Raw genomic sequence first — 25,597 nt, forward strand, 5'->3', positions numbered from 1 at the left:
AAATTGTCGATTTCGATAAACCGGATCTTCGGACTGGTGCAGTTTCGGATCCAGGGGTTCGTCCCCGACCACGACATCAGGTCCGTGAAGATCAGGATACGATCGTAGTCGTCTTCGAACAGCGTGGAGATGATTTGGGTCTCGAAGCCGAAATGCCCGATTCGTGCCGTCTGCGGCAGGATCTAGGCCAAGGTCCTCCCGCCGGGTGCGAGTTCGGGTATGGCCAGCTTCACGATCTCCAGCGCGACCGCCCGTATCGCCTCGTCTGAGAGGACCGGGGTCTCTCTGCCGCTCGCGATGCTTATCCGCGGCATTCCCGATCGCGGAGCCGCTCCACGGGCTTGGCTGCGGATCCTGTGGGGGTATCTTGCCTGATCATGAGTTGGTCTCCGTAACGCTGCGGATCACCGCCGACCAGTCGTCCTGCGCCACCCATCCCAGGTCGCGTTCGGCCGCCCGGGTGTCAAAGGGGCTCGCGTCGGCGCGCGAGAACCAGCCCTCGTCGTAGAGCGGGGGATGCATACCCCGGTTGCGGGCGAGGAAGTCCAGGGTATCGACGCTGCCGAGCGTGTCACGGGCCGCGATCAGGTAGACCGAGAACGGGGCCGTGTCGGCCAGCAGGGCAGCCCGGAACGCCGCCGCCGCGTCGCGGGAGGTCACATAGGTCCGCAGCGCCGGCAGCCCGCCATAGATCGGTCCGTCGAAGGCGATCCCCGGATTGCCGTCCTCCGCCGGCAGGGTTGCCAGCTCCGCCAGCATCTGCGGTGTCTTCACCGGTCGGGCGACCAGGGTCGGGCGCAGGCAGACGATGGAGGCGATCCCGGTGCCGCTCGCGGCATGGCGCCGCGCGAAGCTCTCCGCGGTGCGCTCCATGAGCTGCTTGGTGAGGTCGTAGGTCCGCCGCGGACGCTGGGCATGCGCTTCGTCGACCGGGAGATAGTGGGGCGCATCGCCGGTGTTGAAGCCGTAGGAGGCGGCGGAGGAGGCGACGACGACCTTTTTCACGCCTTCTTCCTCGGCGGCGCGCAGCAGGTTCCAGGTGCCCTGGACGTTGACCTCGAAATAGGTGTGATCGGGCACCTCGACGCCGTCGTCGATTCCGGCCAGATGGATGATCCGATCGTGCCCGCGCACCGCGCTGCGGACCGCGGCGACGTCGCGGATATCGACTTCCCGGTAGACCACGTCCTGACCCGGCGCGCTGACGTCCAGCACCTCCACCCGATGGTCGGGGAGCATCGCCTCGACGACGAAATGCCCGAGGCGCCCGCTGCCGCCGGTGATCAGTACCGTGTTCTCAGCCATCTCGGATCCCCACCTCCAGCGGATTGCGCCACGCGGTCAGACTAATTCTCTTGTACCGATCGAGATAGACGACGTCACGGCCGGGCTGAAATGTCCTCGATGCGTGTTAGATTGACCATCGACAGCATCACCCAAAACGGATGAGACATGCCCGAGGAAGCGCCACAGCCCGAACATCCCCGCCAGGAGCATTTGGGCTTTGACCTGAACCACATCCTCTCCGCCGTGGTGGGCGTCCGCTGCCACATCCCCGAGGACGCTTTCACGGCCTCGGTTCTCGGTACCGAGCGCTCGGGAAACGGCGTGGTTATCCGCAGCGACGGCCTCGTCCTGACCATCGGCTATCTGGTGACCGAGGCCGAGACGATCTGGATCACCGACAACCAGGGCCGGGCCTTTCCCGGCACGGTGCTGGCCTATGATCAGGAGACCGGGCTCGGTCTGATCCAGACCCTGGGACGCGCCGATCTGCCGGCCGTCGAATTGGGCGTGTCCTCCAATATGCTGGAAGGCGATTCGGTCATCGTGGTCGGCCATGGTGGCCGTCGCTCGGCGATCAACGCCCGGATCATCGCGGTGCGCGAATTCGCCGGGTATTGGGAATACCTGCTGGACGAGGCGATCTTCACCGCGCCGGCCCATCCGAACTGGGGCGGCACCGGCATGTTCGACCAGGACGGACGCCTGGTCGGCATCGGCTCGCTGTTCATCCAGCAGAGCCACGGCGACGACACGCCGATCGACGGCAACATGATCGTGCCGATCGACCTCATCAAGCCGATCTACGAGACCATGATCACCAGCGGCACGTCGGGCCGGATCCCGCGGCCGTGGCTCGGTATGTACTGCACCGAGGTGGAGGAGCGGCTGGTGGTCGCCGGTCTGGCCGATGACGGTCCCTCCGAGGCCGCCGACGTGCAGGTCGGCGACATCGTCGAGAAGATCGGCGGTACCCGGGTGTCCACCCTGGCGGAGATGTTCCGCCGGGTCTGGTCGGTCGGACCGGCCGGTGCCGACATTCCGATCACCGTGGTGCGCGAGGGCGAGCGGCTCGACCTCACCATCGCCTCGGTCGCCCGCGGCACCCTGCTGAAGGGTCCGCAGCTGCACTGATCTCAAGGTTCGACGGAGGACACCTATGCGCATCGCCTTCCTCGGCCTCGGCCTGATGGGCGAGGGATTTACCCGTCGGCTCATCGACCTGGGGCACGACGTGACCGGTTTCGACCCCGTGGCCGAGCGGCGCCTGGCCGCCTCCGCCTGGGGCGTGACGCCGGCCGAGACATCCGCCGCCGCCGCTGAGGGCGCGGATCTGGTCATGACCTGTGTGACCACCACCGACGACCTGGAAGCGGCGCTATTCGGGACGGACGGTTGCGCCGGGACGATGTCCGAGGCGGCGGTCCTGGTGGATTTCTCCACCACGGTGGTGGCCCGCACCAAGGCCATGGCTGGGCGGCTGAAGGCCGAGTGCGGGGCGGGATGGATCGATGCCCCGGTCTCCGGCGGCCCGCCGGCAGCGCGGGACGGCAAACTGGCGATCATGATGGGCGGGGACGAGGCGGATATCGCCCGCGCCCGGCCGGTCCTCGACCAATTGGCGGCGAGCCTGGTGCATCTCGGGCCGGTGGGCGCCGGACAGGTGACCAAGATGGTCAATCAGGTCTGCGTGCTGACCAATTTCGTGGTGCTGGCGGAGGCCCTGAACCTGGCCGAGCGCGGCGGCGTGGATACGAGCAGGCTGCAGGCGGCGCTGGAGACCGGCTATGCCGGGTCCAACCTGATGGCGGCCATGTGGCCGCGGATGATGTCGCGCGACTACGCCCCGGCCGGCTATCTGCGGCAGGTACTGAAGGATCTCGACATGGTCCACGACCTCGCCCACGACCTGCAGGCGTCGATTCCGATGTCGACCCAGGCGGCGGAACTGTTCCGGCTGATGGCGGCGCGGGGGCATGCGGAGGAGGACGGCATCGCCGTGCTGAAGCTGTTCACCGGGGAAGCGGTGTAGCAGCGGGCCGATTCGCAAGGCGGCAATCAAGGTGTACAGGGCAATTGTTATTTTGTATACAAACCCAACCGTCACACGAGCCGCCGGTGGCTGCGGTCGCCAGGGCTTGTGAAGACGGCAAAGAAACAAGCATCGCAGAACGGTGCGCAAAACTGCCGTGGACCAGCTGATCGGTTGGGAAAGCGGTGGAACCATAAAAATGATCAGCGGAGGAAATCATGAAAATCAGGACGCTTGTGCGCGCCTCGGTTCTCGCCGGAGCGATGGCATTTGGATTGGGGTCGGCTCATGCCGCCGAGGTCGAGGGACCCGAGGTGTCGTGGAACCTGTCGACCTGGGGCAAGCCCCGGGCCTTCACCGTCGGTCTGGAGTACATCGCCGAGCAGCTCGCGGCGAAGACCGACGGCAAGTTCACCCTGAAGATCCATTACGGCGAGGCGCTGTCCAAGGCGCGCGAGAACCTTGACGGCATCCGTCTCGGCGCGTTCCAGGCGGCTCAGTTCTGCAACTTCTACCATCCGGGCAAGAATCCGGCCTGGATGGTGCTGACCATGCCGTTCCTGCCGATCGGCGATCTGGCGGTTTCCGTCAAGGTGCGCGAGGCGCTGATGGCGCACCCCGCCTTCGTCGCCGACATGGCCAACTGGAATGCCATGCCGTACTTCTCGGCGGTGCTGCCGCAATACGAGTTCCTCGGCCGGGGCGAACCGCCGGCGTCCCTGGCGGACTGGCAGGGCAAGCGGGTCCGGGCCGGCGGCGGCATCGGTCTGGCGATGGAGAAGCTGGGCGCCACCCGGACCACCGTGCCGGCCACGGAGGTCTATACCGGTATCGAGCGTGGCACCATGGACGCGGCCTCGATGCCGTTCACCTACGCCCACGCCGCCTATCAGCTCCACGAGATCAGCGACTGGTTCACCGCGAACCTGTCCCCGGGCACCTCGGAATGTGCCACGGTCCTGAACAAGACCGCGTTCGAGGAACTGCCCGAGCAGTACCGGAAGCTGCTGATGGACCTGAAGCCGTCCGCGTATGAGGCGCAGATCGCCGCCTATGTCGACATCGACAAGAAGAACCTGCCGATGTTCAAGTCGAACCTGACCGAGGTGACCTATACCGAGGAACAGCTCGACGAGTTCCGCAAGGCGGCGGGCAAGCCCGTCTGGGATGAGTGGGTCGCGGAGAATTCCGGCGACTTCGACGCCCAGGGGCTGCTGGACCTGATCTTCTCCGAGGCGAAGAAGGCCCGTCAGTAGGGTCGACGACCCGCCTGCATTCTGACGCGGGGCCGTGCAGTGCGCGGCCCCGCTTCACCCGCCGGCCGTCGGTCGACGGGGTGACGGGATTCATTTAGAGGGGCAGCTACCATGACGGAGCTCTCGACCCTGACGGCGGATCAGGCGGTGTCGGGCGGACGCATGCTCAACCGGCTGGACCGTATGCTGGGGGCGGTGGAACGCGCTACGGCCCTGTTCTCGGGCCTGTTCATCTTCGCCCTGATGCTGGTCGGGGTGACCCAGATCCTGGGGCGAAAGCTCTTCAACGCGCCGATCTTCGGCTATATCGACGCGGTCGAAATGTCGATCGCGGTCTTCGCTTTCCTGGCGATCGCCTATTGCGAGCGGATGAACGGCCATGTCCGCATGGAGATCCTCATCGGCAAACTCCGAGGCCGGCCGCTCTGGATCGCGGAGGCGCTTGGCCAGATCCTCGGCCTGTTCGTGCTCGCGGTTCTCATCTGGTACGGCTGGGAGCACGCGATGCGAGCCTATGAGTACGGCGACTCAACGATCGATGCTCAGATCCCTTGGTGGCCGTCGAAACTGCTGATTCCGGCCGCCTTTGCCCTGCTGTTCCTGCGGCTGCTGCTCAACCTGGTCGGCTATCTGCGCCTGGCGATCGACCGTGAGGCGGCGCCGGTGGCGGTGCCGCTGATCGCGGATGTGCGCCGCCAGGCCATGGAGGAGGCCACGGGCGCTGGGGCGGTCGACGGTCAGACCGCAGAGAAATCTTCCGACGGGAGCGTGCGATGACCGGGTTGAGCAATGAGGCCGTGGGCCTGATCGGCGTCGCCGCCCTGCTTGTCATGGTCGTTCTCGGCGTGCGCGTCTATATCGCGGCGGCCCTGGTCGGATTGGTCGGGCTGATCGCCCTGCTCGGCTGGGATGCCGGGGCAGGGATGATCGGGACGATCCCGCATTCCAAGTCGGTGACCTATACGCTGTCGGTCCTGCCGATGTTCATTCTGATCGGGTTCTTGGCCTTCCATGCCGGCATCACCCGCGCGCTGTTCGACGCCTCGCGCAAGTGGCTGGGCTGGCTGCCCGGCGGCCTTGCCGTCGCCTCGGTCATGGCCACGGCCGGTTTCGCCGCCGTCTCCGGTGCCTCGACGGCGACCGCCGCCGTGTTCGCCCGGGTCGCCATTCCGGAGATGCTGGCCGCCGGCTATTCGCGCCGGATCGCCGCCGGCGTCGTGGCCGCGGGCGGTACGCTCGCCACTCTGATCCCGCCAAGCGCGATCCTGGTGATCTACGCCATCATCGTCGAGGAATCGGTCGGGCAGCTTCTGCTGGCGGGCTTCATCCCCGGCCTGGTCTCCGCCCTGATCTACGTCGCAATCATCCTGCTCTGGGCCAAGCTGGACCCGAAGATCGGACCTGGCATCCATGGGTACACCTGGAGCGACCGGGTGCGGTCGCTGCCGGGGACTTTCCCGGTGATCGCCGTCGTGATCATCATCTTCAGCGCCATGTACTACGGCTGGGCGACCCCGACCGAAGCCGGTGCCCTGGGGGCCTTCGTCGTGTTCCTCATGGCCGTGGCCAACGGGTTGCGATGGGGGGCGTTCAAGGAGTCGCTGCTGGATACGGCGAAGCTCACCGTGATGATCTTCAGCCTGATCTGGGGCGTGCTGGCTTTCGTGCGGTTCCTGGGCTTCGCCGGGCTGCCGGAGCAGTTCACCAACTTCATCGTCTCGCTGCCGTTCGAGCCCTGGGTGGTGATGATCTTCATCCTGATCGGCTACGCGATCCTCGGCATGTTCATGGATGCGATCGGGATGCTGCTGCTGACCCTGCCGGTGGTTTATCCGGCGGTCATGGCGCTCGGCTACGACCCGATCTGGTTCGGCATCATCGTGGTGAAGATGGCGGAGGTCTGTCTGGTGACGCCGCCGATCGGCCTGAACTGCTTCGTCGTCTCGGCGGTGCGCCCGGACATTCCGATCACCACGGTGTTCCGCGGTGTCGGGCCGTTCGTGGTGGCCGATTTCATCACCATCGCCGTCTTCATGATCTGGCCGGAGGTGATTACCTGGCTGCCGCAGACCCTGCTGAACTGACGGTAGCTCAGGCCGGCTGGTAGATCCGTAGCGCGTTGTCGTGGAAGAACGCCCTGCGGTCGCCCTGCGGCATGTCCGCGGTGATCGCCTTCAGCCCGGTGAAGATCTCGTCGTAGCTGGCGCACAGCGAGTCCACCGGGAAGTTGCTTGCCGCCATACAGCGCCCGGCGCCGAAGATCCGAAGGGTCTCGCGCACCACCTCGCCCTGCAGCTCGGGCGTCCAGCGCTGGCCCGGCACGCCGATGCCGGAGATCTTCACCGCCGTGTTCGGCTGTGCGGCCAGACGCTCCATCCCCTCGCGCCAGCCGTCGATTCCCGCCGGTGAGCGGTCGGACGGCAGGCCGGTGTGATTGAGGATGATCTGCGTGTCCGGGAAGTCCCGCGCCAGATCCGCCGCCTCTCCCAGATGCCACCAGGGTGTCTGCAGGTCGTAATGCAGCCCGTGCTCGGCCAGCAGCCGGTAGCCGGCGCGAAAGGCGGGATCGGCCATCGACCCGGGCGCGCCGGCGACAAACCTGTCCGGCGACGGCGCGGCGGCCGGCTTCTGGCGCACCGAGCGGACCAGCGGGAAGGCGGCATGGCCGGCCAGGACCCCGGCGATGTCGTCGCGGGCGAACCAGGCCTGGCCGATCACCGCATGGGGCCAGCCGGTGCGGTCGTGCAGCTCGTGCAGCCACCGCGTCTCGCCGACCGGGTCGGAGGGGTCCCATTCCACCTCCATATGCACCGACTTCACGACGTTGTGGCGGCCGTGGTCGCGGCGGAAATCGTCGACCAGATAGTCGCGCTTGATCGCGCTGTAGTCGCCGTAGCGGAACGGGATGTCGTGCGCACCCTCCAGCCAGGGGTGGTGGCCGCTGCCCAGCTTCCAGAAATGGTGATGGGCGTCGATGATCGGCAGGTCGTCGTCTGTCATGGATCGGCCTTTGCGGTCAGCGGGCGGGCGAGCGCGGCCTCGATGGTCGGCGCCATGGTCACCGCCGGGGCCGCGATCCCGTGGACTGCGAGTGCCCGGCGGATGTCGTCGGAGGCGCCGGTCAGCACGATCTCGACCCCGTTGCGCTTGGCCCGGGCGACCAGGCTCTCGATGGTGTTGGCGGCGGTGCTGTCGATGAACGGCACGGCGGCGAGGTCGACGATCAGCCGGCGGTGGCTGTCGGCGATCCGGTCGAGCACCGAGCCGATCGACGCGGCCGCCCCGAAGAAGAAGGCGCCGCTGATCCTATAGACCACCGTATCCCGGTCGGCGGCGGCCGCGTCGTCATAGTCGGGACGGTCGTCGCGCTCGTCCTCGGAGACGAAGGGAACCGCGCTTTCCACCGCCGTCACCTTGGACATGCGGTGGATGAACAGTACCGAACCGAGCGCGAAGCCGACGACGATCGCCTCGGTCAGGTCGCGGAACACGGTCAGCCCGAAGGTCGCCAGCAGGACCGCCGCATCGCCGCGCGAGGCCCGCAGCAGGGTGAGGAAGGCGTGTTTCTCCACCATGTTCCAGGCGACGAAGGCGAGTACCCCGGCCAGCGCGGCCAGCGGGATGTCGCTGGCCAGCGGCGCGGCGATCAGCACGAAGGCCAGCAGGAAGACGGCATGCAATATCCCCGACACCGGTCCGTGGGCACCGGCCCGCACGTTGGTCGCGGTGCGGGCGATGGTGCCGGTGACGCAGATCCCGCCGAACAGGGCCGAGCCCATATTGGCCACGCCCTGGGCCACCAGCTCGCAGTTGGAGCGGTGGCGGCGGCCGGTCATGCCGTCGGCCACGACGGCGGAGAGCAGGGATTCGATGGAGCCGAGCAGCGCGAAGGCGATGGCGGCGGGCAGCACGGCCTGCATCTTCTCCAGCGATACCTCCGGCAGCGACGGCATGGGGAAGCTCTGGGGGATGCCGCCGAACACGCTGCCGATGGTTTCCACCGGCAGGCCGAAGAGCGCGGTTGCGAGCGCCGATCCGGCCACGGCGATCAGCATGCCGGGCCAGTCCGGGCGCAACCGCTTCAGGGCGACGATCACCGCGACGGTGCCGAGCGACAGGGCGATCGCCGCCGCATCGGCGGTGCCGATGGCGCCGGCCAGAGCCGGCAGTTTCTCCGCCAGCGGTCCAGGCTCGCTGCCGGGCAACGTCAGGCCGAGCAGGGGGCGGATCTGGCTGGCGAAGATGATCACCGCGATCCCGGCGGTGAAGCCGACCGTGACCGGATACGGGATGAACTTGATGAAGGTGCCGAGCCGCAGCAGCCCGATCAGGGCGAGGATCACGCCGGCCATCAGGGTGGCGAGGATCGTGCCGTCCATGCCGTGGGTCTGCACGGTGGCGGCGACCAGGACGATGAAGGCGCCGGCCGGTCCGCCGATCTGGAACCGGCTGCCGCCGAAGGCGGAGACCAGGAAGCCGCCGACGATGGCGGTGTAGAGCCCCTGGGCCGGGGTCGCGCCCGAGGCGATGGCGATCGCCATGGAGAGTGGCAGGGCGACGATGGCGACGGTCAGACCGGCGATGGCGTCGCGGCGCAACTGGGCGGCGCCGTATCCCTCGCGGAAGACGGTGAACAGTTTCGGCGTGAAGAGTTCCAGCTTGCTGGGAGCTGCCGGGGAGTGAGGGGCCTGGGTGCCTGCGGTCATGGGATCGACCGAACTCGAAGAGGAGGGGTGAGCGCAGTCTGACGCCCCCTGTCCCTCGGCGCAATCGGCGACCCTGCAGGCGGGACCTTTGGTCGCTCTCAGCTGTCCGGCCGCAGGACGTAGCCGCGGCCGCGCACGGTCTGCAGGAAACGCGGGAACTTCGGGTCCGGCTCTATCTTGCGGCGTAGTCGGGTGATCTGCACGTCGATGGTCCGCGCATTGCCGCTGCTTTCGGTGGCCGCCCCTTCACCCTCGGCCAGGTCCTCGCGGCTGAACACGGTGCCCGGAGAGGCGGCGAAGACCGCCAGCAGGGCGCCTTCGGACTCGGTGAGCCGCACCGGCTCCTCGCCGCGCCACAGCATGTTGCGGACGGGATCGAAGCGGAATTCGCCGAAAGTGATCTCGCCTGCCGGCATCGGTTCCGGGGCGGGGGGGAGCGGCTGGGTGGAGCGGCGCAGGATCGTGCGGATCCGCAGTACCAGTTCGCGCGGCTCGAACGGCTTGGTGAGATAGTCGTCCGCACCGCTCTCCAGCCCGGCGATGCGGTCGGACCCTTCGCCCATCGCCGTCAGCAGCAGGATCGGCACCTGGGACTCCACCCGCAGGGAGCGGGTCAACTCCACGCCGTTCTCGCCGGGCATCATCACGTCGAGGACGATGAGGTCGAAGACCAGGTTCTGGAGATGGGCGCGGGCAGCCGCCGCATCGGCCGCGACGGAGACCCGGAAGCCGTTCTCCATGAGAAAGCGGCGCAGCAGGTTGCGCAGGCGGGCATCGTCGTCGACCGCCAGGATATGAGGGGTTTCCTCGCGCACCGGCCTAGCGCTTGATGCCGGCGATCTTGGTGCCCGGCATCTTGTCGCCGGCAATCTTATTGCCGACGCGGGCGACCGGTGCGTGGGTCGGACCGCCGGACACGTCGAAACGCTCGCGGTCTGGCGCGTCGATGATGCCGTGCAGGACCAGCTTGAAACCCTGGACCGCATCGGCGCCGGCCTTGCGGAAGGCGTCGGCGATGCGCTCGCGCTGATCGGCGGTCAGGCGGCGCTCCAGCTCGACACCCTTCTGGGTCAGGGTCAGCAGCCGCTGTCGGCGGTCGCGCTCGCCCGGCGTCTGGATGATGAACTCTTCCTCCACCAGGTGGCTGAGGACCCGGCTGAGGCTCTGCTTGGTGATGCGCAGGATCTTGAGGAGTTCGGAGACGGTGATGCCGGGATTGCGACCGACGAAATAAATCACCCGGTGGTGCGCCCGACCGAGTCCGATCTCCGCCAGCATCTCGTCCGGTCCGCCGGTGAAGTCCCGGTAGGCGAAGAACAGCATCTCGATTGCCTGGCGCAATTCCTCTTCCCGCAGGAACAACGGATTCGCGACGCTTTTTACGTCAACCATGTTGACTTACTTTCTTCCGAATGTTAGTCGTTCGGCCTGATAGGGGTAACAAAAGTACACGACCGCTGGGCTTCGCGATGGTTTGTAACGGCGAAAACCCTCCGGCTTCAGGTAGGAAACGATACCATGTCCTTGATTCCATTCGACGATCGTGACGGGTCGATCTGGTTTGACGGCCAGTTGGTTCCGTGGCGCGAAGCCTCTGTGCACGTGCTTACTCACGGCCTGCATTATGCCAGTTCCGTCTTCGAGGGCGAACGCGTTTATGCCGGCAACATCTTCAAATCCGAGGAGCATACCGCGCGCCTGATCAAGTCGGCGGGCACCCTGGATTTCGAGATTCCGTTCTCGGCCGCCGAGATCGAGACGGCGAAGCGGGCGGTCCTCGACTCCATGGGAATCGTCGACGGCTATCTCCGTCCGGTCGCCTGGCGCGGCAGCGAGATGATGGGTGTGTCTGCCCAGCAGAACACCATTCATCTGGCGGTCGCGGCCTGGGAATGGCCGTCCTATTTCGATCCGGAAGCCAAGATGAAGGGCATCCGCCTGGCGCTGTCGACGTGGCGCCGTCCGGCGCCGGACACCGCGCCGGTCCATGCCAAGGCGGCCGGGCTCTACATGATCTGCACGCTGTCCAAGCACCGCGCCGAGAAGGACGGGTTCCACGACGCCATGATGCTGGACTACCGCGGCTACGTGGCCGAGGCGACCGGCGCCAACGTGTTCTTCGTGATGAAGGACGGCCGGGTCCACACCCCGACCCCGGACTGCTTCCTGAACGGCATTACCCGGCGCACGGTGATCGACCTGCTGAAGGCGCGCGGCGTCGAGGTCGTCGAGCGGCACATCATGCCGGAAGAGATGGCCGATGCCGAGGAGTGCTTCCTGACCGGTACGGCGGCCGAGGTGACCCCGGTCGGCTCCGTGGCCGACTACACGTTCACCCCGGGCGAACTGACCCGTCATATGGTCGAGGATTACGACGCCCTGGTGCGTCGGCCGTCCTCGGCGGCCCAGGCAGCCGAGTAGAGCCAACGGCCGAGTAGGGCCGACCGCTGCACCATTTCCCGTAACGGGAACCGACACGGCCGCCTTCGGGCGGCCGTTTTCGTTTCGCGCGGACGCCGGAACACGCTTGCGACGGCCGGGTCTGGCGACGGAACGGCGGCCGGGGGTGATGCGTTTCTTCTGCAAATGCCGGGCGACAGTCCGTGGCCCGGCGGAACCTGCAACGGGAGAGAGACGGCTATGAATCTATCGCATGGAGCCTGGGTGATGGTTCTCGACGGCGAGAAGTACCTGCTGCTGCACAACCGCGGCGACGCGGAAATTCTCGACCTGCGCGTGGTCGAGCACGACGAGATCGAGAACCCGCCGACCCACGATCAGGGCACCGAGAGGCCGGGCCGCATGGCCGATGCCGGCCTGGGGCGCAGCGCCGTGCAGCAGACCGACTGGCACGCCCTGGAGAAGGCCAACTTCGCCGGCGACGTGGCCGGACGGCTGAAGAACTGGGCGCTGAAGAACCGGTTCTCCGAACTCCTGATCTGCGCCGATCCCAAGACCCTCGGCACGATCCGCCCGAAATACCACAGCGAGGTCTCGCGCCGGCTGGTGGGCGAGATCGACAAGGATCTGACTTCCATGCCGGTGGACGAGGTCGAGCGGATCGTCAAGGCCGCCTGACGGTCCCGACGCGGTGCCGCGCCGGTATCCGGGTGGACAGGGCCGGTACCGCTGCCCAAGCTGGCGGTCACGGTCCCCATAGTGAGACCGATCAACCGGCCGCCGCGGCGCCGACTGGCGCGACGGGGCAGACGAGGGAGCGCGGACGCATATGACCGGCATGGGGCAGGTTCTCGAGGTCGAGAACCGACGCATCGTCTACGACGTCATCGACATCACCGCCCCGTGGCGGTCCGGTCCGCAGCGCACGGTCCTGTTCCACCACGGCGTCGCCATGGACCGGCAGATGTGGCGCGACTGGCTGCCCGCGCTGGTGAATACTCACCGGGTGGTCCTCTTCGACATGTACGGCTGTGGCGAGTCGGAGGCCGACGGCTCCGCCAAGGACTGGAGCCCCCAGGCCCGGGTGCGGGATATCCTGGCGCTGGCGGACGCGGTCGGGGCCGAGCGGTTCCATCTGGTCGGCGAGTCCTATGGCGGCACGGTCGCCCTGCTGGCCGGGCTGACCGCGCCCGAACGCATCCAGACGCTGACGGCGGTCACGACGGCCCATGTCGGCTCGTCGATCGCCAGCGTGGACTGGTGGCAGCGGCTGATCGACGAGGTCGGCATGGCGGGCTGGGCGGAGGAGATGATGCCGCACCGGTTCCATCCCGACGGGATCAGCGCGCCGATGGCGCAATGGTACCTGAACCGCCAGGCGACGACGACGGGCGAGTCGGTCGTCTGCATCCTGCGCGAGCTTCAGAACCTGGATCTCAAGGAGCGGGTCGCCGAGCTGGACCTGCCGGTTCTGCTGTTGCACGGGGATTCCAGTCCGTTCGTCTCGGCGGCGTTGGTGGCGGATCTGCACGGCCGCCTGCCGAACTCACGGCTGAAGATCTTCCCGCATGCCCGCCACGGGCTGCCGTTCTCGCATGGGCACGCGTGCGGCGAAGCGCTCGCGGCGTTCCTGGCGGATTGGGAGGCGGGTGTTTAAAAGACTCGGGGCGGCGGATCAGGCCGTCGCCGGCAGCATCTCACCGGCATAGACGTCGTCATAATCGACGATCGCATAGGCGCTCGGGTCGGCGAACAGCGCGCGCAGGGCGGCATTGTTGATCTGGTGGCCGGCCTTGACCGCGTCCACGTGGCCGATCAGCGGCGCCCCGGCGAGGTAGAGGTCGCCGACGCAGTCCAGCACCTTGTGGCGCACGAACTCGTCCGGGAAGCGCAGGCCTTCCTCGTTCATGATCCGGTCGCCGTCGACCACGACCGCGTTGTCCAGGCTGCCGCCGCGGGCGAGGCCGGCGGCCTGCAGATACTCGACCTCGTGCAGGAAGCCGAAGGTCCGAGCCTGGGCGATCTCGTGGCGGAAGGTGCCGTTCACCATCTCGACGCCGAGCGAGGCCTTGCCGATCGCCTTGCTGGTGAAGTCGATCTCGAAATCGATGGCGTAGCTGTCGGCCGGGCTCAGCGTCACGCGCTTGCCGTCCATGTCGACGGTGACCGGCTTGCGGATCTCGATGGCGCGGCGCGGCGCATCCTGCTCGGCGATGCCGGCGCAGTCGATCAGGAACACGAACGGCTCGGACGAGCCGTCCATGATCGCCACCTCGGGGCCGTCGAGTTCCACCACGGCGTTGTCGATCTCGCAGCCGGCGAAGGCGGCCATCAGGTGTTCGACGGTGCCGACGCGCACGTCGTCCTCGTTGCCCAGGACCGTGCACAGGCGGGTGTCGACCACGTTGTCGTAGCGGGCGGCGATCACCGGGTTGCGGTCGTGGACATCGGTACGGTGGAAGACGATCCCGTGGTTCACCGGGGCGGGGCAGAGCCGCATGGTGATGGGCTTGCCCGAATGGAGGCCGACGCCGCGACACGGAATGGCGCGCTTGAGCGTCTTTTGTCGGGACGCTTCGGCGTGTCCGGGGAATCGTGTCGCCATGATCACTGTCGGGCCTCAATCATTCCATGTTCGGGGTCTACTCAAATATCCGAAATGGACAAAAAGCGACCCCGGTAGATGTAGCAATCCAACCGGGGTCGCGAAATTCACTCTTTGTTACAGACTGTTACCGTAATTACGGTTCCTTATCAAAGAGTTACAAGGCGATGCTCAATTGGCCTGCCGCCGCAGGAAGGCCGGGATGTCGAGCATCTCGTCTTCGTTCTGGCTGGCCCGCACCCGATCGCCCGGGTTGAGTGCGCCGAGGCGCGGCTGGGAGGCCGAAGCCGCGGCCGGGCGCTGGGCCTGCTGCGGCTGCGGAGCGGGGGCTTCCGCCGGCTTGTCGTTCTTCAGGCCGAGGCCGGTGATCTGCCGGAACAGACCGGCGCCACGGGACTTCGGCGCGGGCTCTGCGGCTTCCGGACGGCTGGCGTTGACCATGTCGCTGCCGCGGAACGGATCGGCCGCCTTCGGCGTCATGTCCGGGCGCCGCTGGGGCACCGTGGAGGCCGACGGGACGAAGGCGTCGGAGGCCACCTTGGCCACGGCCGGGGCCGCGGCATCGACGATCTCGGCTTCCTCGACCTGGGCGGCTTCCCGGGTCTGCTCGGCCGAGTCGTCCAGGGAGGCCACCTCGGCGTAATCATCGGAGTCGGGGAAGGACAGCTCGCCGATGCCGCTCTCGGCCTGGCGGGTGATGTCCAGGGTGGACATGGACGCCGCCGGCTTCTGGGCCGGGGCCATCTGGGCCGCCTCGGCGCGGATCGCGGTCTCCGGCACGGGCTCCGGCTCCGGCTGCTTGACCGGGCGCGGGGTGACGACGGAGAGCTGCGGACGCGGCTTGGCGACCTGGCCCTCGGCGGCGATGCCGGTGGCGACCACGGAGACCCGCATCACCCCTTCCATCTTCTCGTCGAAAGTCGAGCCGAAGATGATGTTGGCGTCGCTGTCCACTTCCTCGCGGATGCGGTTGGCCGCCTCGTCGACCTCGAACAGGGTCATGTCGAAGCCGCCGGTGATGTTGATCAGCACCCCCTTCGCGCCCTTCATCGAGGCGTCTTCCAGGAGCGGGTTGTTGATCGCGGCTTCGGCGGCGTCGATGGCGCGCTTCTCGCCGCTGGCCTCGCCGGTGCCCATCATCGCCTTGCCCATCTCGCTCATGACCGTGCGGATGTCCGCGAAGTCGAGGTTGATCAGGCCCGGCATGACCATCAGGTCGGTGACGCCGCGCACACCGGAGTGCAGCACGTCGTCGGCCATGTTGAAGGCGTCCGCGAAGGTCGTCTTCTCGTTGGCGATGCGGAACAGGTTCTGGTTCGGGATGATGATCAGCGTGTCGACGTAGCTGGTCAGCTCCTCGATGCCGCCCTCGGCCAGGCGCATGCGGTGCTGGCCTTCGAAGTGGAACGGCTTGGTGACCACGCCGACGGTCAGGATGCCGCGCTCGCGCGCCGCCCGGGCGATCACCGGAGCGGCACCCGTGCCGGTGCCGCCGCCCATGCCGGCGGTGATGAAGCACATGTTGGCGCCGTTCAGGGCGTCGAGGATGTCCTCGATCGACTCCTCGGCGGCGGCACGGCCGACATCCGGACGGGAGCCGGCGCCGAGACCCTGGGTGACCTCGGCTCCGAGCTGGATGCGGCGCTCGGCCATGGACTGCTTCAGCGCCTGGGCGTCGGTATTGGTCGAGATGAAGTTCACGCCGCCGAGATTGGCGCTGATCATGTTGTTGACGGCGTTGCAGCCGGCGCCGCCGACACCGACGACGGTGATGTTCGGGGCCAGCTCGTTGTCTTCGTTGGGAACGGTGATGTTGATGGTCATCGGTGCCTCCGGGGTAACGTCAATTCTGGTCTTGGTGGGGGGAGCGGCCGTCGCCGCGGGGGTCTTGTTTCGTCGAGGGTCCGTCGCCGGGCGCGTCGGCGGCGGGGGAGTGGTGCGGGTCGCGCGAAACGACGCTCGTCGCCTGACGGCGCCAGCAGGAGCCGTGGGCACCGACCGAGGGCTGGACGGTGATGGGGCGGGCGGATGCGGGGGAGTGCGGGGATCGTTCGCGCATCAGAAATGCTCCTTCAGCCACGAGCCCATGCGGCCGAACAGGCCGGTGGACTCGGTTTGCGGGGCGGGCGCCAGTCGCGGGGTGTCGAGGTGGGGGTTGGCGGCGTAGACCAGCAGCCCGGCGCAGGTGGAGAAGGCAGGCCCGCCCGCAGCCTCGGCGAGGCCCTGGACGCGGATCGGCCGGCCCATGCGGACCTGCTTGTCGAGGATGAGCTGGGCGAGCTCGCGCGCGCCCGGCAGCTGGCTTGCACCGCCGGTCAGCACGACGCGCCGGCCGGCGATCTTGTCGAACCCGCTGGCTTCCAGGCGGGAACGGACAAGCTCGAAAGTCTCCTCGAGCCGCGGCCGGATGATGCCGACCAGCAGCGACTTGGAGACGTGATTGGGTTGGACGTGGTCCTCCTCGCCGATCGGCGGAACGTCGATCGTCTCCTGATCGTCCAGCGGCGAGGGCAGGGCGCTGCCGTACAGCGTCTTGATCCGCTCGGCGGCGAGGATCGGGGTGGAGAACCCGCGGGCGATGTCGTTGGTGACGTGGTGGCCGCCGACCGGGATGCAGTCAGTATAGACCACGTTGCCGTCGAAGAAGACGGCGAAGCTGGTGGTGCCGCCGCCCATGTCGATGACGGTGACGCCCAGATCCATCTCGTCGTCGACCAGGCAGGACAGGCCGGACGCATAGGGCGAGACGACCAGCGCGTCCATGTCCAGATGGCAGCGTCCCAGTACGGTGGAGAGGGTGCGCACCGCGCCGCTGTTGGCGGTGACCACGTGCATATGCGCGCCCAGGGTCTCGCCGAACATGCCGCGCGGGTCGCGGATGCCGTTGGTGCCGTCGATGGTGAAGCCGATCGGGATCGAGTGGATCAGGTCCTGGCCTTCCAGGTCCTCCAGGTGGCGCCACTGGTCGAGCACCCGGCGCAGGTCGCTGTCGCCGACCTCGTGACCGGCGACCGAGACCTCCACCCCCACGGTCTGCGAGGCCGGCCAGCCGCCGGAGATGTTCACCAGCACCGAGCGCAGCTCGGCCCCGGCCATCTTCTCCGCCGCGTGCACGGCATTGAGAATGGACGCTTCGAGCTGGTCGACATCGGTGATCCGCCCGGCCTTCACGCCGCGGCTGACCTGGTGGCCGATGCCGGCGACGCGGATCGAGCCCGACGGCAGCCCGGCGCCCGCCAGCAGCGGGTTCGACGAGGGATCGCCGATCTTGGCCACGAAACAGCACACCTTGCTCGACCCGATGTCGAGGGCGGCGACCAGTCCGCTTCGTGCTTTGCCCAGGGGCTTTCTCACCGTCGTTTCCTTCTTCTCGTCAGGTGTTTTCGCCGGGCGCCCGGGCGCGCTCGCGCGCGGCCGGGGTCACCCGCATGATCAGCTGGTCGGGAATGCGCAGGTCGATGGTCACCACGTCGCGCTCCAGCACGCCGTGCTCGCGCGCCAGGCTGGCGAGATGGGTCCAGGCGCCGGCCGGATCGACTTCCGGCAGCTCCACGTCCATTCCGTTGTTCAGCCGGATGGTCCAGCGCCTGCCGCTGACCCAGGTCAGGGCGCGCACCCGCTGCAGCAGGTCCGGCTCGCTCGACAGCATTGCCAGGGCGCCGGCCGCGCGCTTCGGGGCCTCCTCGCCGATCACGATGGGCAGGTCGTGGAACTTGCGGATGTCCTGGCCGTCGATCGCGACGCCGTCCTGATCCACCAGGGTGAAGTCGCGGCCGCGCTGCCACAGGGCCAGCGGCCGGCGTTCCACCAGCGTCACATGCAGGGTATCGGGCAGCCGGCGTTCGATCCGCGCGTCCTTGACCCAGGGCAGGTCGACGACGCGCGCGCGCATCTCCGCGAGGTCGATGGCGAGGATCGGCGTGCCGCGCTGCACGCCCACCTGCTCCAGCAGGGCGGCGCGGTTGGTGTTCTCGCGACCGGAGACCAGCACGTCGTTGATGGCGAGCCCGGCATCGGCGGTGACCTGCAGCACGCCGGTCGTGACATTCGACCAGGCGCGGGTGAGGTGGCCGGACTGGACGGTCCAGCCGATCGCCCCGCCGGCGCCGACGATCACCACGGCCGCGACGCCGAAGCGCAGCAGGTGACCGCGCCAGGCCGGGGCCGGGCGGTGGCGGCGGGGGGCTGCCTTGCCGCGCTTGGCCTTGGCCGGGGCCTTCTTCGAGCCGGAGAAGGGGGTCAGTAGTCGCATTGGGCCCCCTCCACCATGCGGGCGACCAGGTCCTGGAACGAGATGCCGCGGAAGGCGGCCTGCTCCGGCACCAGGGAGGTCGGGGTCATGCCGGGCTGGGTGTTGATCTCAAGGAGGTACAGCGTGCCCGGATCCGACTGGGTGTCGTCGTAGCGGAAGTCGCAGCGGCTCACCCCGCGGCAGCCGAGCGCCTCGTGGGCGCGTCGCGCCATCTCCAGCGCCTCCTTGCGGATGGTGGCGGGGACCGGCGCCGGCAGCAGGTGGATCGAGCCGCCCTCGGCATATTTCGCTTCGTAATCGTAGAAGCCGCGGTCGGAGGTAATCTCCGTCACTTCCAGCGGCTCGCCGTCGAGCACGGCGACGGTCAGCTCGCGGCCGTCGATGAACGGCTCGACAAGCACCCGGTCGCCGAAGGTCCAGTCGTCGCCGGTCGGCCGGTAGTTGTCGCCTTCCCTGACGATATGCACGCCGACGCTGGAGCCCTGGTCGATCGGCTTGATCACGTAGGGCGGATCCATTGGATGGCCGGTCTCGAAGGCATCGAGAGTGACCACCTTGCCGCCGGGGCAGCGCAGGCCGAGACGGGCGAACACGTCCTTCGCCGTCGGCTTGTCCATCGCCACCGCCGAGGCGCGCACGCCGGAATGGGTGTAGGGGATGCCGAGCACGTTCAGCACGCCCTGGATCGTGCCGTCCTCGCCGACCGGGCCGTGCAGGGCGTTGAAGCACACATCCGGGTGCATCGCCTCCAGCTTGCCGGCGATGGCGCGGTCGACATCGATCTCGGTCACCTTGAACCCGGCCTGGCGCAGCGCCTTGGCGCATTCCCGGCCGGAGGAGAGCGACACCTCGCGCTCCGGCGACCAGCCGCCCTTCAGGACGGCCACATGGGTCTCGGCCCGGCTCATGCCTGCTCTCCCGTGTTAGCCGGTTTGCCGATGCGGCGGATCTCCCAGCGCAGCTCGATGCCGCTGGTGTCCTTCACCCGGCGGCGGACTTCCTCGCCCAGGCTCTCGATCTCCTCTGCGGTGGCGTCGCCCATGTTCAGCAGGAAGTTGCAGTGCAGCTCCGACACCATGGCGTCACCGATCCGCAACCCGCGGCAGCCGGCCTCGTCGATCAGCTTCCAGGCCTTGCCGCCCTCCGGGTTGGCGAAGGTCGACCCGCCCGTGCGCACGCGGCGCGGCTGGGTATCCTCGCGGGCGTCGCGGATGTCGCGCATGGTCTGGGCGATGGTTTCCGCATCGCCCGGCCGGGCGCGGAAGGTGGCGCTGGTGACGATCCAGTCTTCCGGCAGGTCGCTGTGCCGGTAGGACAGGCCGAGGTCGTCGGCGCTCAGGGTGTGGGCGTGGCCGAGGGGGTCCACCGCGCGGGCGGAGATCAGGGCGTCGCGCACCTCGCTGCCATAGGCGCCGGCGTTCATGCGCAGCGCGCCGCCGATGGAGCCGGGAATACCCGACAGGAACTCCAGCCCGGTCAGGCCGGCCTTCTGCGCGGTGGCGGCGACGGTCACGTCCAGGGCGGCGGCACCGGCGGTAACCCGCTCGCCGTCCACCGAGATCTGCGCGAAGGGCTTGCCCAGCCGCACGACCACGCCGTCCAGCCCGCCGGAGCGCACCAGCAGGTTGGAGCCGACGCCGATCACCGTCACCGGGACGTCGCCCGGCTTGCCGGCCAGGAAGTCCATCAGGTCGGCCTCGTCCGCCGGCCGGTACAGGACCTCGGCCGGACCGCCGACCTTGAACCAGGTCAGCGGGGCCAGCGGCGCGTCCTCGCGGTATGCGCCGCGCAGCTCGGGCAGTCGGTCGATCAATTTGGTCATGGCGGTTCGCCGCGGTGGTTTGGCCAGGGTGATCACGCCGCACCCCCTTCGCCGGACGGCCGCCGCAGCGGGAAGGGCAGCGGATCGGCGCCGCTCTCTTCGGCGGCGACGGCCTCGGGGCCGAGGATGTGGGCGATCTGGTCCGGCAGGGCCTGGGCCCAGTTGGTGATGCTGCCGGCCCCCAGGCAGACGATCATGTCGCCCCTGCCGCACAGGTCGACCGCCATGGCGGCGAGCTCGACCGGATCGGTCAGCGCCATGACCCGGCGATGGCCCCGCGACCGCAGGCCGGCGACCAGGGCGTCGCGACCGATGCCGTCGATCGGTGCCTCGCCGGCGGCATAGACGTCGGCCACGACCACCGCGTCGGCGTCGTTGAAGCAGGAGCAGAAATCCTCGAACAGGTCGCGCAGGCGGGTGTAGCGGTGCGGCTGCACGACCGCGACGACCCGGCCGTCGCCGGCTGCCGCCCGGGCGGCGGAGAGCACGGCGGCGATCTCGACCGGGTGGTGGCCGTAATCGTCGATCACCGTGATGCCGCCGGCCTCGCCGGTCTTGGTGAAGCGACGCTTCACGCCGGTGAAGGCTTCCAGTGCGGTGCGGACCTGTTCGTCCGGAATGCCCATCTCGGCGGCCACGGCGATGGCGGCCAGGGCGTTCTGGACGTTGTGGCGGCCGTACATCGGCAGCAGCAGGTTCTCGATCCGCCGGGCCTCGCCGTGGGCGCGGTCGGCGATGAGTGCGGTGAAGCGGGAGCCGGCGGCGGTGATGTCCACGTCGATGCCGCGGATATCGGCCTGCGGTCCGAAGCCGTATGTCACGATGCGCCGGTCGGACACTCGTGGTATCAGCGCCTGCACCGTGGGGTGGTCCAGGCACATGGCGGCGAAGCCGTAGAACGGGATGTTCTGCACGAAGCTCTCGAACGCCCGCTGCAGGTTCTCGAACGAACCGTGGAAGTCCAGGTGCTCCGGGTCGATGTTGGTGACCACGGCGATGGTCGCCGGAAGCTTCACGAAGCTGCCGTCGCTCTCGTCGCTCTCCACCACCATCCAGTCGCTCTCGCCGAGGCGGGCGTTGGTGCCGTAGGCGTTGATGATGCCGCCGTTGATCACGGTCGGGTCCAGCCCGCCGCCGTCCAGCACCGCCGAGACCAGGGAAGTGGTCGTGGTCTTGCCATGGGTGCCGGCGACCGCGATCGACCATTTCAGCCGCATCAGCTCACCCAGCATCTCGGCTCGATGGACGACCGGGATCATCCGCTCGCGGGCGGCGATCAGCTCGGGATTGTCCGGCTTGATCGCGGTGGAGATGACGACGATGGCCGCCTCGGCCACGTTCTCGGCGGTCTGGCCGATGAAGACGGGGATGCCGAGTTGCTTCAGGCGCTTGACGTTCGGGTTCTCGGCGATGTCGCTGCCCTGCACCTGGTAGCCCAGATTGTGCAGGATCTCGGCGATGCCGCTCATGCCGATGCCGCCGATCCCGACGAAATGCAGGGTGCCGATGGTGAGGGGAATGGTTCTCATGCGGCGGCGCTCCGGGTCGCGGGGGCTTGGGTGGCGGCAGCGCCGGTTGCGGCGGTCTCGACCATGCCGGCGGTCGACAGGACCAGGGCCGCCAGATCCTCGACCGCGTCCGGCCGGCCATAGGCGCGGGCGGCAGCGGTCATGGCGGACAGCCGGTCGGTGTCGTCGAGCAGATCGGTGAGCAACTCAGCGAGGTGCGCGGGCGTAAGGTCGGCTTGCGGCAGAACGATGGCACCGTCCGCCGCCTCGATGGCGCGGGCGTTGGCGGTCTGGTGATCGTCGATCGCGCTGGGGTAGGGAACCAGCAGGGCCGGGCGTCCGGCGACGGTGTTCTCGGCGACGGTGGAGGCGCCGGAGCGGCAGATCAGCAGGTGGGCCGCGCGCAGACGCTCCGGCATGTCGTCGAAGAATCGGCGCACGTCGGCGGTCGCTCCCATCGCGGCATAGTCGGCGATCACCTGGTCGACCTCGGCCGGGCGGGCCTGCTGGGCGATGCGCAGGCGAGCGCGAAGGGCGTCGGGCAGCAGAGCGATGGCCGCCGGGATCAGCTCGGCGAAGACGGTGGCGCCCTGGCTGCCGCCGGTCACCAGGATCTCGCGGGGGCCTTTCTCGGTCAGCGGCGCCGGCCCCATGTCGCGCACGGCCTTGATCGCCTCGCGCACCGGGTTGCCGACCAGCACCACCTTGCGGCGGTCGCCCGCCGGGATCTTCTCCACCCGCTCGAAGCAGGTGGCGATGGCGGAGGCCTGCTTGGCCAGCATTCGGTTGGCCCGGCCGATCACCGCGTTCTGCTCGTGCAGCACCACGGGGATTCCGCGTCCGCCGGCGGCGAGCACCGTCGGCACGCTGGCGTAGCCGCCGAAGCCGACGACGACGGCGGGGCGCAGCTCGCCCATCAGGCGGCGCGCGTCGAACCAGCCGAGCAGCAGCTTCGCGGCGCCTTTGATCTTCGGGACGATCCCGCGCCCGGCAATGCCGCCGGCACGGATCTTGTGGACCTCGATGCCTGCGGACGCATCGTCGAAGGCGCTGCCGCGGGTGTCGGTGACCAGCGCGACGCGATGACCGCGCGCGGCCAGCAGCTCGGCCAGGGCCTTGGCCGGAAACACGTGGCCGCCGGTGCCGCCGGAGGCGAGGACGATCGGACGGTTGCCATCTTGGAGAGTCGGGCTCATGCCAGCACCTCCCGATCGGTCCCGCGGCGGCGGGTCAGCGCGAGTGCCATGCCCATGGCGAAGGCGAGCGCGATCAGAGAGGAGCCGCCATAGCTGATGAACGGCAGGGTCATGCCCTTGGCCGGCATCAGGCTGACGGCCGAAGCCATGTGGATCAGCGCCTGCAGGGCGATCTGGGTCAGCAGGCCGGCGGCGGCGATCAGCACGAACAGGCTGGTCTCCGACAGCAGCTTGGCGTAGCCGCGCAGTACCACGAAGGCATAGAGCGTGATGATCAGCAGGCAGGCGAGTCCGCCGAACTCTTCGCCGGCGACCGAGAAGATGAAGTCGGCATGGGCGTCCGGCAGGTAGGCCTTGACCGTGCCTTCGCCGGGACCGGTCCCGAGCAGGCCGCCGTTCACGAAGGCCTCCAGGGAGCGGTCGACCTGATAGGTGTCGCCCGAGGCCGGGTCGAGGAAGCGGTGCACGCGGCTGGCGACGTGCGGGAACACCAGATAGGCGCCCATCGCACCGACCGCGCCCAGGCATGCAAGCCCGCCGACGAAGATCATCGGCAGGCCGGCGAGGAAGAACTGGCCGAACCAGATGACGCTGATCATCACGGTCATGCCGAAATCCGGCTGGGACAGCATCAGGACCACGAGCAGGGCGTAGAGGCCGATGGCGATCAGATGGCCGGGGAAGCCCGGGTCGCGGCGCCACTCGGCGAACATCCAGGCGGTCACCACGGCCATGAACGGCTTGGCGAACTCGCTGGGCTGCAGGGAGAAGCCGCCGATGCTGATCCAGCGGACCGCACCCTTGATCTCGGTGCCGATCACCGGGACCAGGGCAAGCAACACGATGGTGCCGGCGAGGCCGACGGTGGCGAGGCGGCGGACCTGCTGCGGCGACAGCATGGACACCGCGATCATCACCGCGACGGCGACCGGCAGGATCAGGAACTGTCGGCGCACGAAATAGAAGCTGTCGACGCCGATGCGCTCGGCCACGGCCGGGCTGGCCGCCAGGATCAGCAGCGAGCCGATCAGCACGATCAGCAGGATCGCGCCCACGGTCCAGCGGTCGACGGTCCACCACCAGCGGCCGAGAACGGAACGGTCGGTGCGGGCGATGGCGCTCATGAGGCCCTCCGCTGCGCCGACGCGCCGTCATCGCCGTTACCGGTCAGGTCGTGGACCAGATCGCTGAACTGCTGGCCGCGCACCTCGAAATTCGGGAACTGGTCGAAGCTGGCCGCCGCCGGGGAGAGCAGGACCGTCGCGCCGCGGATACCGTCGGCCTGGGCGTCGGCATGGGCCTGTCGCACGGCACTGTCCAGCGTGCGGCACAGCACGGTCGGGCAGGCGTCGCCGATCTGGCGCACGAAAGTGCCCGCGCTCTCACCGATCAGGTAGGCGCGTCTGACCCGGTTGAACAGCGGCGCGAGCGGCTCGACGCCGCCTTCCTTGGCGCGGCCGCCGGCGATCCAGTAGATCGTGTCGTAGCAGGCGAGCGCCCGGGCGGTGGCGTCGGCGTTGGTCGCCTTGCTGTCGTTCACATAGGTGACGGCGCCGGAGACCGCGACCCGTTCCTGGCGGTGGGCGAGGCCGGGGAAGCCGGTGATGGCGGCGGCGATGATGTCGCGGTTGAGACCCAGCGCCAGGCAGGCCGCGGCGGCGGCTGCGGCGTTCTGGGCGTTGTGCATGCCGGGCAGGGCCGGGGCGCGGTCGAGCTCCAGCATCCGACGCGGCTGGCCGGTACGGGCGTCGATCAGCACACCGTGATCGGCATAGACCCCGCCGACCACCTGTTCCTGTCCGGAAATCTCGATCAGCCGGTAGCCGTCGCGGCGCAGCTTCTCGGCGATTTCGTGGGACGGCTCGTCGTCGACCCCGACCACCGCCACCGAGCCCGGAAGCTGGTGGGCGAAGATCCGGCGCTTGGCGGCGATGTAGCCGGCCAGGTTGCCGTGGCGCTCGATATGGTCGGGCGTGATGTTCAGCCAGACGGCGACCGTCGGCGCCAGGGACGGGGTGATCTCCAACTGGTAGGAGCTGAGTTCGAGCACCAGCACACCGTCGCGGCCCGGATCCTCGAACTCCAGTGCCGGTCGGCCCAGATTGCCGCCGACTTCAACCTTCAGTCCGGCCTCGGCCAGGATGTGGCCGATCAGGGCGGTGGTGGTCGACTTGCCGTTGGTGCCGGTGATGGCGACGACCCGGCGGTCCGGGAGGGCGCGCAGCAGCAGTTCCACATCGCCGATGATCGACAGGTCGCGTTTCTTCGCGTCGGCGGCGACGGGATGCGGCTCCGGATAGGTGTGCGGGATGCCGGGGGACAAGACCAGCGCGTCGACCTCTGCCAGCCCGCGGGCGGCGAGATCCACCAGTTCCACGCCGGCCATGCCGGTGACATGGCTGCGGCCGGCCTCGGTGTCGTCCCAGGCGAGGACCTTCGCGCCTGCCCGGGCCAGCGCGCGTGCGGCCGCAGCCCCGGATTTGCCGAGGCCCATCACCGCGTAGGTTCTGTCTTTCGCGAAGTCGAGGCTCACCAT

23 protein-coding genes are annotated in these 25,597 nt (G+C 68.4%); 8 read left to right on the plus strand and 15 right to left on the minus strand.

What is annotated here, in order from left to right:
* Positions 1 to 375: 375 nt before the first annotated feature.
* Positions 376 to 1,305, minus strand: a complete 930-nt coding sequence (locus tag BLS34_RS12725) for an NAD-dependent epimerase/dehydratase family protein (protein ID WP_093150824.1) — start codon at positions 1,303 to 1,305, stop codon at positions 376 to 378.
* A gap of 147 nt (positions 1,306 to 1,452) precedes the next feature.
* On the opposite strand from BLS34_RS12725, the gene BLS34_RS12730 reads away from it, so the two are divergent.
* The 5 genes from BLS34_RS12730 (at position 1,453) to BLS34_RS12750 (ending at position 6,656) form a co-directional block, all read left to right on the plus strand.
* Positions 1,453 to 2,418, plus strand: coding sequence for a S1C family serine protease (locus BLS34_RS12730; protein WP_093150825.1), 966 nt, complete (start codon positions 1,453 to 1,455; stop codon positions 2,416 to 2,418).
* 25 nt (positions 2,419 to 2,443) lie between these two features.
* Complete coding sequence (locus BLS34_RS12735) at positions 2,444 to 3,316, plus strand: NAD(P)-dependent oxidoreductase (protein WP_093150827.1); 873 nt, start codon at positions 2,444 to 2,446, stop codon at positions 3,314 to 3,316.
* 218 nt (positions 3,317 to 3,534) lie between these two features.
* Positions 3,535 to 4,572, plus strand: coding sequence for a C4-dicarboxylate TRAP transporter substrate-binding protein (locus tag BLS34_RS12740; RefSeq protein WP_093150829.1), 1,038 nt, complete (start codon positions 3,535 to 3,537; stop codon positions 4,570 to 4,572).
* A gap of 111 nt (positions 4,573 to 4,683) precedes the next feature.
* The gene (locus BLS34_RS12745; RefSeq protein WP_051244467.1) at positions 4,684 to 5,349 is read left to right on the plus strand and encodes a TRAP transporter small permease subunit; all 666 of its coding nucleotides are present in this window, start codon (positions 4,684 to 4,686) and stop codon (positions 5,347 to 5,349) included.
* A complete protein-coding gene (locus BLS34_RS12750; RefSeq protein WP_175474211.1) occupies positions 5,346 to 6,656 on the plus strand; it encodes a TRAP transporter large permease in 1,311 nt (436 codons plus the stop codon). The genes BLS34_RS12745 and BLS34_RS12750 overlap by 4 nt, the downstream gene beginning before the upstream one ends.
* A gap of 7 nt (positions 6,657 to 6,663) precedes the next feature.
* Here BLS34_RS12750 and BLS34_RS12755 read toward each other — a convergent pair whose 3' ends face one another.
* The 4 genes from BLS34_RS12755 to BLS34_RS12770 form a co-directional block, all read right to left on the minus strand.
* On the minus strand, positions 6,664 to 7,572 hold the full coding sequence (locus tag BLS34_RS12755) for an amidohydrolase family protein (protein WP_093150831.1): 909 nt from the start codon (positions 7,570 to 7,572) through the stop codon (positions 6,664 to 6,666).
* A complete protein-coding gene (locus tag BLS34_RS12760) occupies positions 7,569 to 9,278 on the minus strand; it encodes a SulP family inorganic anion transporter (protein ID WP_093150832.1) in 1,710 nt (569 codons plus the stop codon). The genes BLS34_RS12755 and BLS34_RS12760 overlap by 4 nt, the downstream gene beginning before the upstream one ends.
* A 98-nt stretch (positions 9,279 to 9,376) precedes the next feature.
* Positions 9,377 to 10,093 (minus strand): response regulator, encoded by a 717-nt coding sequence (locus BLS34_RS12765; protein ID WP_175474198.1) that lies wholly within the window; start codon positions 10,091 to 10,093, stop codon positions 9,377 to 9,379.
* Positions 10,094 to 10,097: 4 nt separating this feature from the next.
* Positions 10,098 to 10,670, minus strand: coding sequence for a MarR family winged helix-turn-helix transcriptional regulator (locus tag BLS34_RS12770; protein ID WP_093150835.1), 573 nt, complete (start codon positions 10,668 to 10,670; stop codon positions 10,098 to 10,100).
* Between the two features lie 126 nt (positions 10,671 to 10,796).
* Here BLS34_RS12770 and BLS34_RS12775 point away from each other — a divergent pair, with 126 nt between their 5' ends.
* The 3 genes from BLS34_RS12775 to BLS34_RS12785 all read left to right on the plus strand — a co-directional run bounded on the left by BLS34_RS12775 (position 10,797) and on the right by BLS34_RS12785 (position 13,335).
* Positions 10,797 to 11,699, plus strand: a complete 903-nt coding sequence (locus BLS34_RS12775) for a branched-chain amino acid aminotransferase (RefSeq protein WP_093150837.1) — start codon at positions 10,797 to 10,799, stop codon at positions 11,697 to 11,699.
* Between the two features lie 219 nt (positions 11,700 to 11,918).
* Positions 11,919 to 12,356: a baeRF12 domain-containing protein gene (locus BLS34_RS12780; RefSeq protein WP_028794070.1), complete on the plus strand. Its 438-nt coding sequence runs from the start codon at positions 11,919 to 11,921 to the stop codon at positions 12,354 to 12,356.
* A gap of 151 nt (positions 12,357 to 12,507) precedes the next feature.
* A complete protein-coding gene (locus tag BLS34_RS12785; RefSeq protein ID WP_093150839.1) occupies positions 12,508 to 13,335 on the plus strand; it encodes an alpha/beta fold hydrolase in 828 nt (275 codons plus the stop codon).
* 18 nt (positions 13,336 to 13,353) lie between these two features.
* Here the strand turns inward: BLS34_RS12785 and lpxC are convergent, their stop codons facing one another.
* The 10 genes from lpxC to murD all read right to left on the minus strand — a co-directional run bounded on the left by lpxC (position 13,354) and on the right by murD (position 25,597).
* Positions 13,354 to 14,283 (minus strand): UDP-3-O-acyl-N-acetylglucosamine deacetylase, encoded by a 930-nt coding sequence (gene lpxC, locus BLS34_RS12790; protein WP_093151046.1) that lies wholly within the window; start codon positions 14,281 to 14,283, stop codon positions 13,354 to 13,356.
* A 171-nt stretch (positions 14,284 to 14,454) separates the two neighbouring features.
* The gene (ftsZ, locus tag BLS34_RS12795) at positions 14,455 to 16,107 is read right to left on the minus strand and encodes a cell division protein FtsZ (protein WP_093150840.1); all 1,653 of its coding nucleotides are present in this window, start codon (positions 16,105 to 16,107) and stop codon (positions 14,455 to 14,457) included.
* Between the two features lie 234 nt (positions 16,108 to 16,341).
* A complete protein-coding gene (ftsA, locus tag BLS34_RS12800; RefSeq protein WP_028794074.1) occupies positions 16,342 to 17,637 on the minus strand; it encodes a cell division protein FtsA in 1,296 nt (431 codons plus the stop codon).
* Between the two features lie 19 nt (positions 17,638 to 17,656).
* Positions 17,657 to 18,535: a cell division protein FtsQ/DivIB gene (locus tag BLS34_RS12805; RefSeq protein WP_093150843.1), complete on the minus strand. Its 879-nt coding sequence runs from the start codon at positions 18,533 to 18,535 to the stop codon at positions 17,657 to 17,659.
* On the minus strand, positions 18,523 to 19,443 hold the full coding sequence (locus BLS34_RS12810; protein ID WP_028794075.1) for a D-alanine--D-alanine ligase: 921 nt from the start codon (positions 19,441 to 19,443) through the stop codon (positions 18,523 to 18,525). The genes BLS34_RS12805 and BLS34_RS12810 overlap by 13 nt, the downstream gene beginning before the upstream one ends.
* The gene (gene murB / locus BLS34_RS12815; RefSeq protein WP_028794076.1) at positions 19,440 to 20,357 is read right to left on the minus strand and encodes a UDP-N-acetylmuramate dehydrogenase; all 918 of its coding nucleotides are present in this window, start codon (positions 20,355 to 20,357) and stop codon (positions 19,440 to 19,442) included. Before murB ends, BLS34_RS12810 begins: the two co-directional genes overlap by 4 nt.
* Before the next feature lie 32 nt (positions 20,358 to 20,389).
* Entirely contained in the window at positions 20,390 to 21,886 is a 1,497-nt protein-coding gene (gene murC, locus BLS34_RS12820; protein WP_093150845.1) for a UDP-N-acetylmuramate--L-alanine ligase, read from the minus strand.
* The gene (gene murG, locus BLS34_RS12825) at positions 21,883 to 23,061 is read right to left on the minus strand and encodes an undecaprenyldiphospho-muramoylpentapeptide beta-N-acetylglucosaminyltransferase (RefSeq protein WP_093150847.1); all 1,179 of its coding nucleotides are present in this window, start codon (positions 23,059 to 23,061) and stop codon (positions 21,883 to 21,885) included. The genes murC and murG overlap by 4 nt, the downstream gene beginning before the upstream one ends.
* Positions 23,058 to 24,185 carry an FtsW/RodA/SpoVE family cell cycle protein gene (locus tag BLS34_RS12830; RefSeq protein WP_093150849.1) on the minus strand — a complete coding sequence of 376 codons (1,128 nt, stop codon included), beginning with the start codon at positions 24,183 to 24,185 and terminating at the stop codon, positions 23,058 to 23,060. The genes murG and BLS34_RS12830 overlap by 4 nt, the downstream gene beginning before the upstream one ends.
* A complete protein-coding gene (gene murD / locus BLS34_RS12835; RefSeq protein ID WP_093150852.1) occupies positions 24,182 to 25,597 on the minus strand; it encodes a UDP-N-acetylmuramoyl-L-alanine--D-glutamate ligase in 1,416 nt (471 codons plus the stop codon). Before murD ends, BLS34_RS12830 begins: the two co-directional genes overlap by 4 nt.

The organism is Thalassobaculum litoreum DSM 18839 (assembly GCF_900102465.1).
GTDB lineage: Bacteria > Pseudomonadota > Alphaproteobacteria > Thalassobaculales > Thalassobaculaceae > Thalassobaculum > Thalassobaculum litoreum.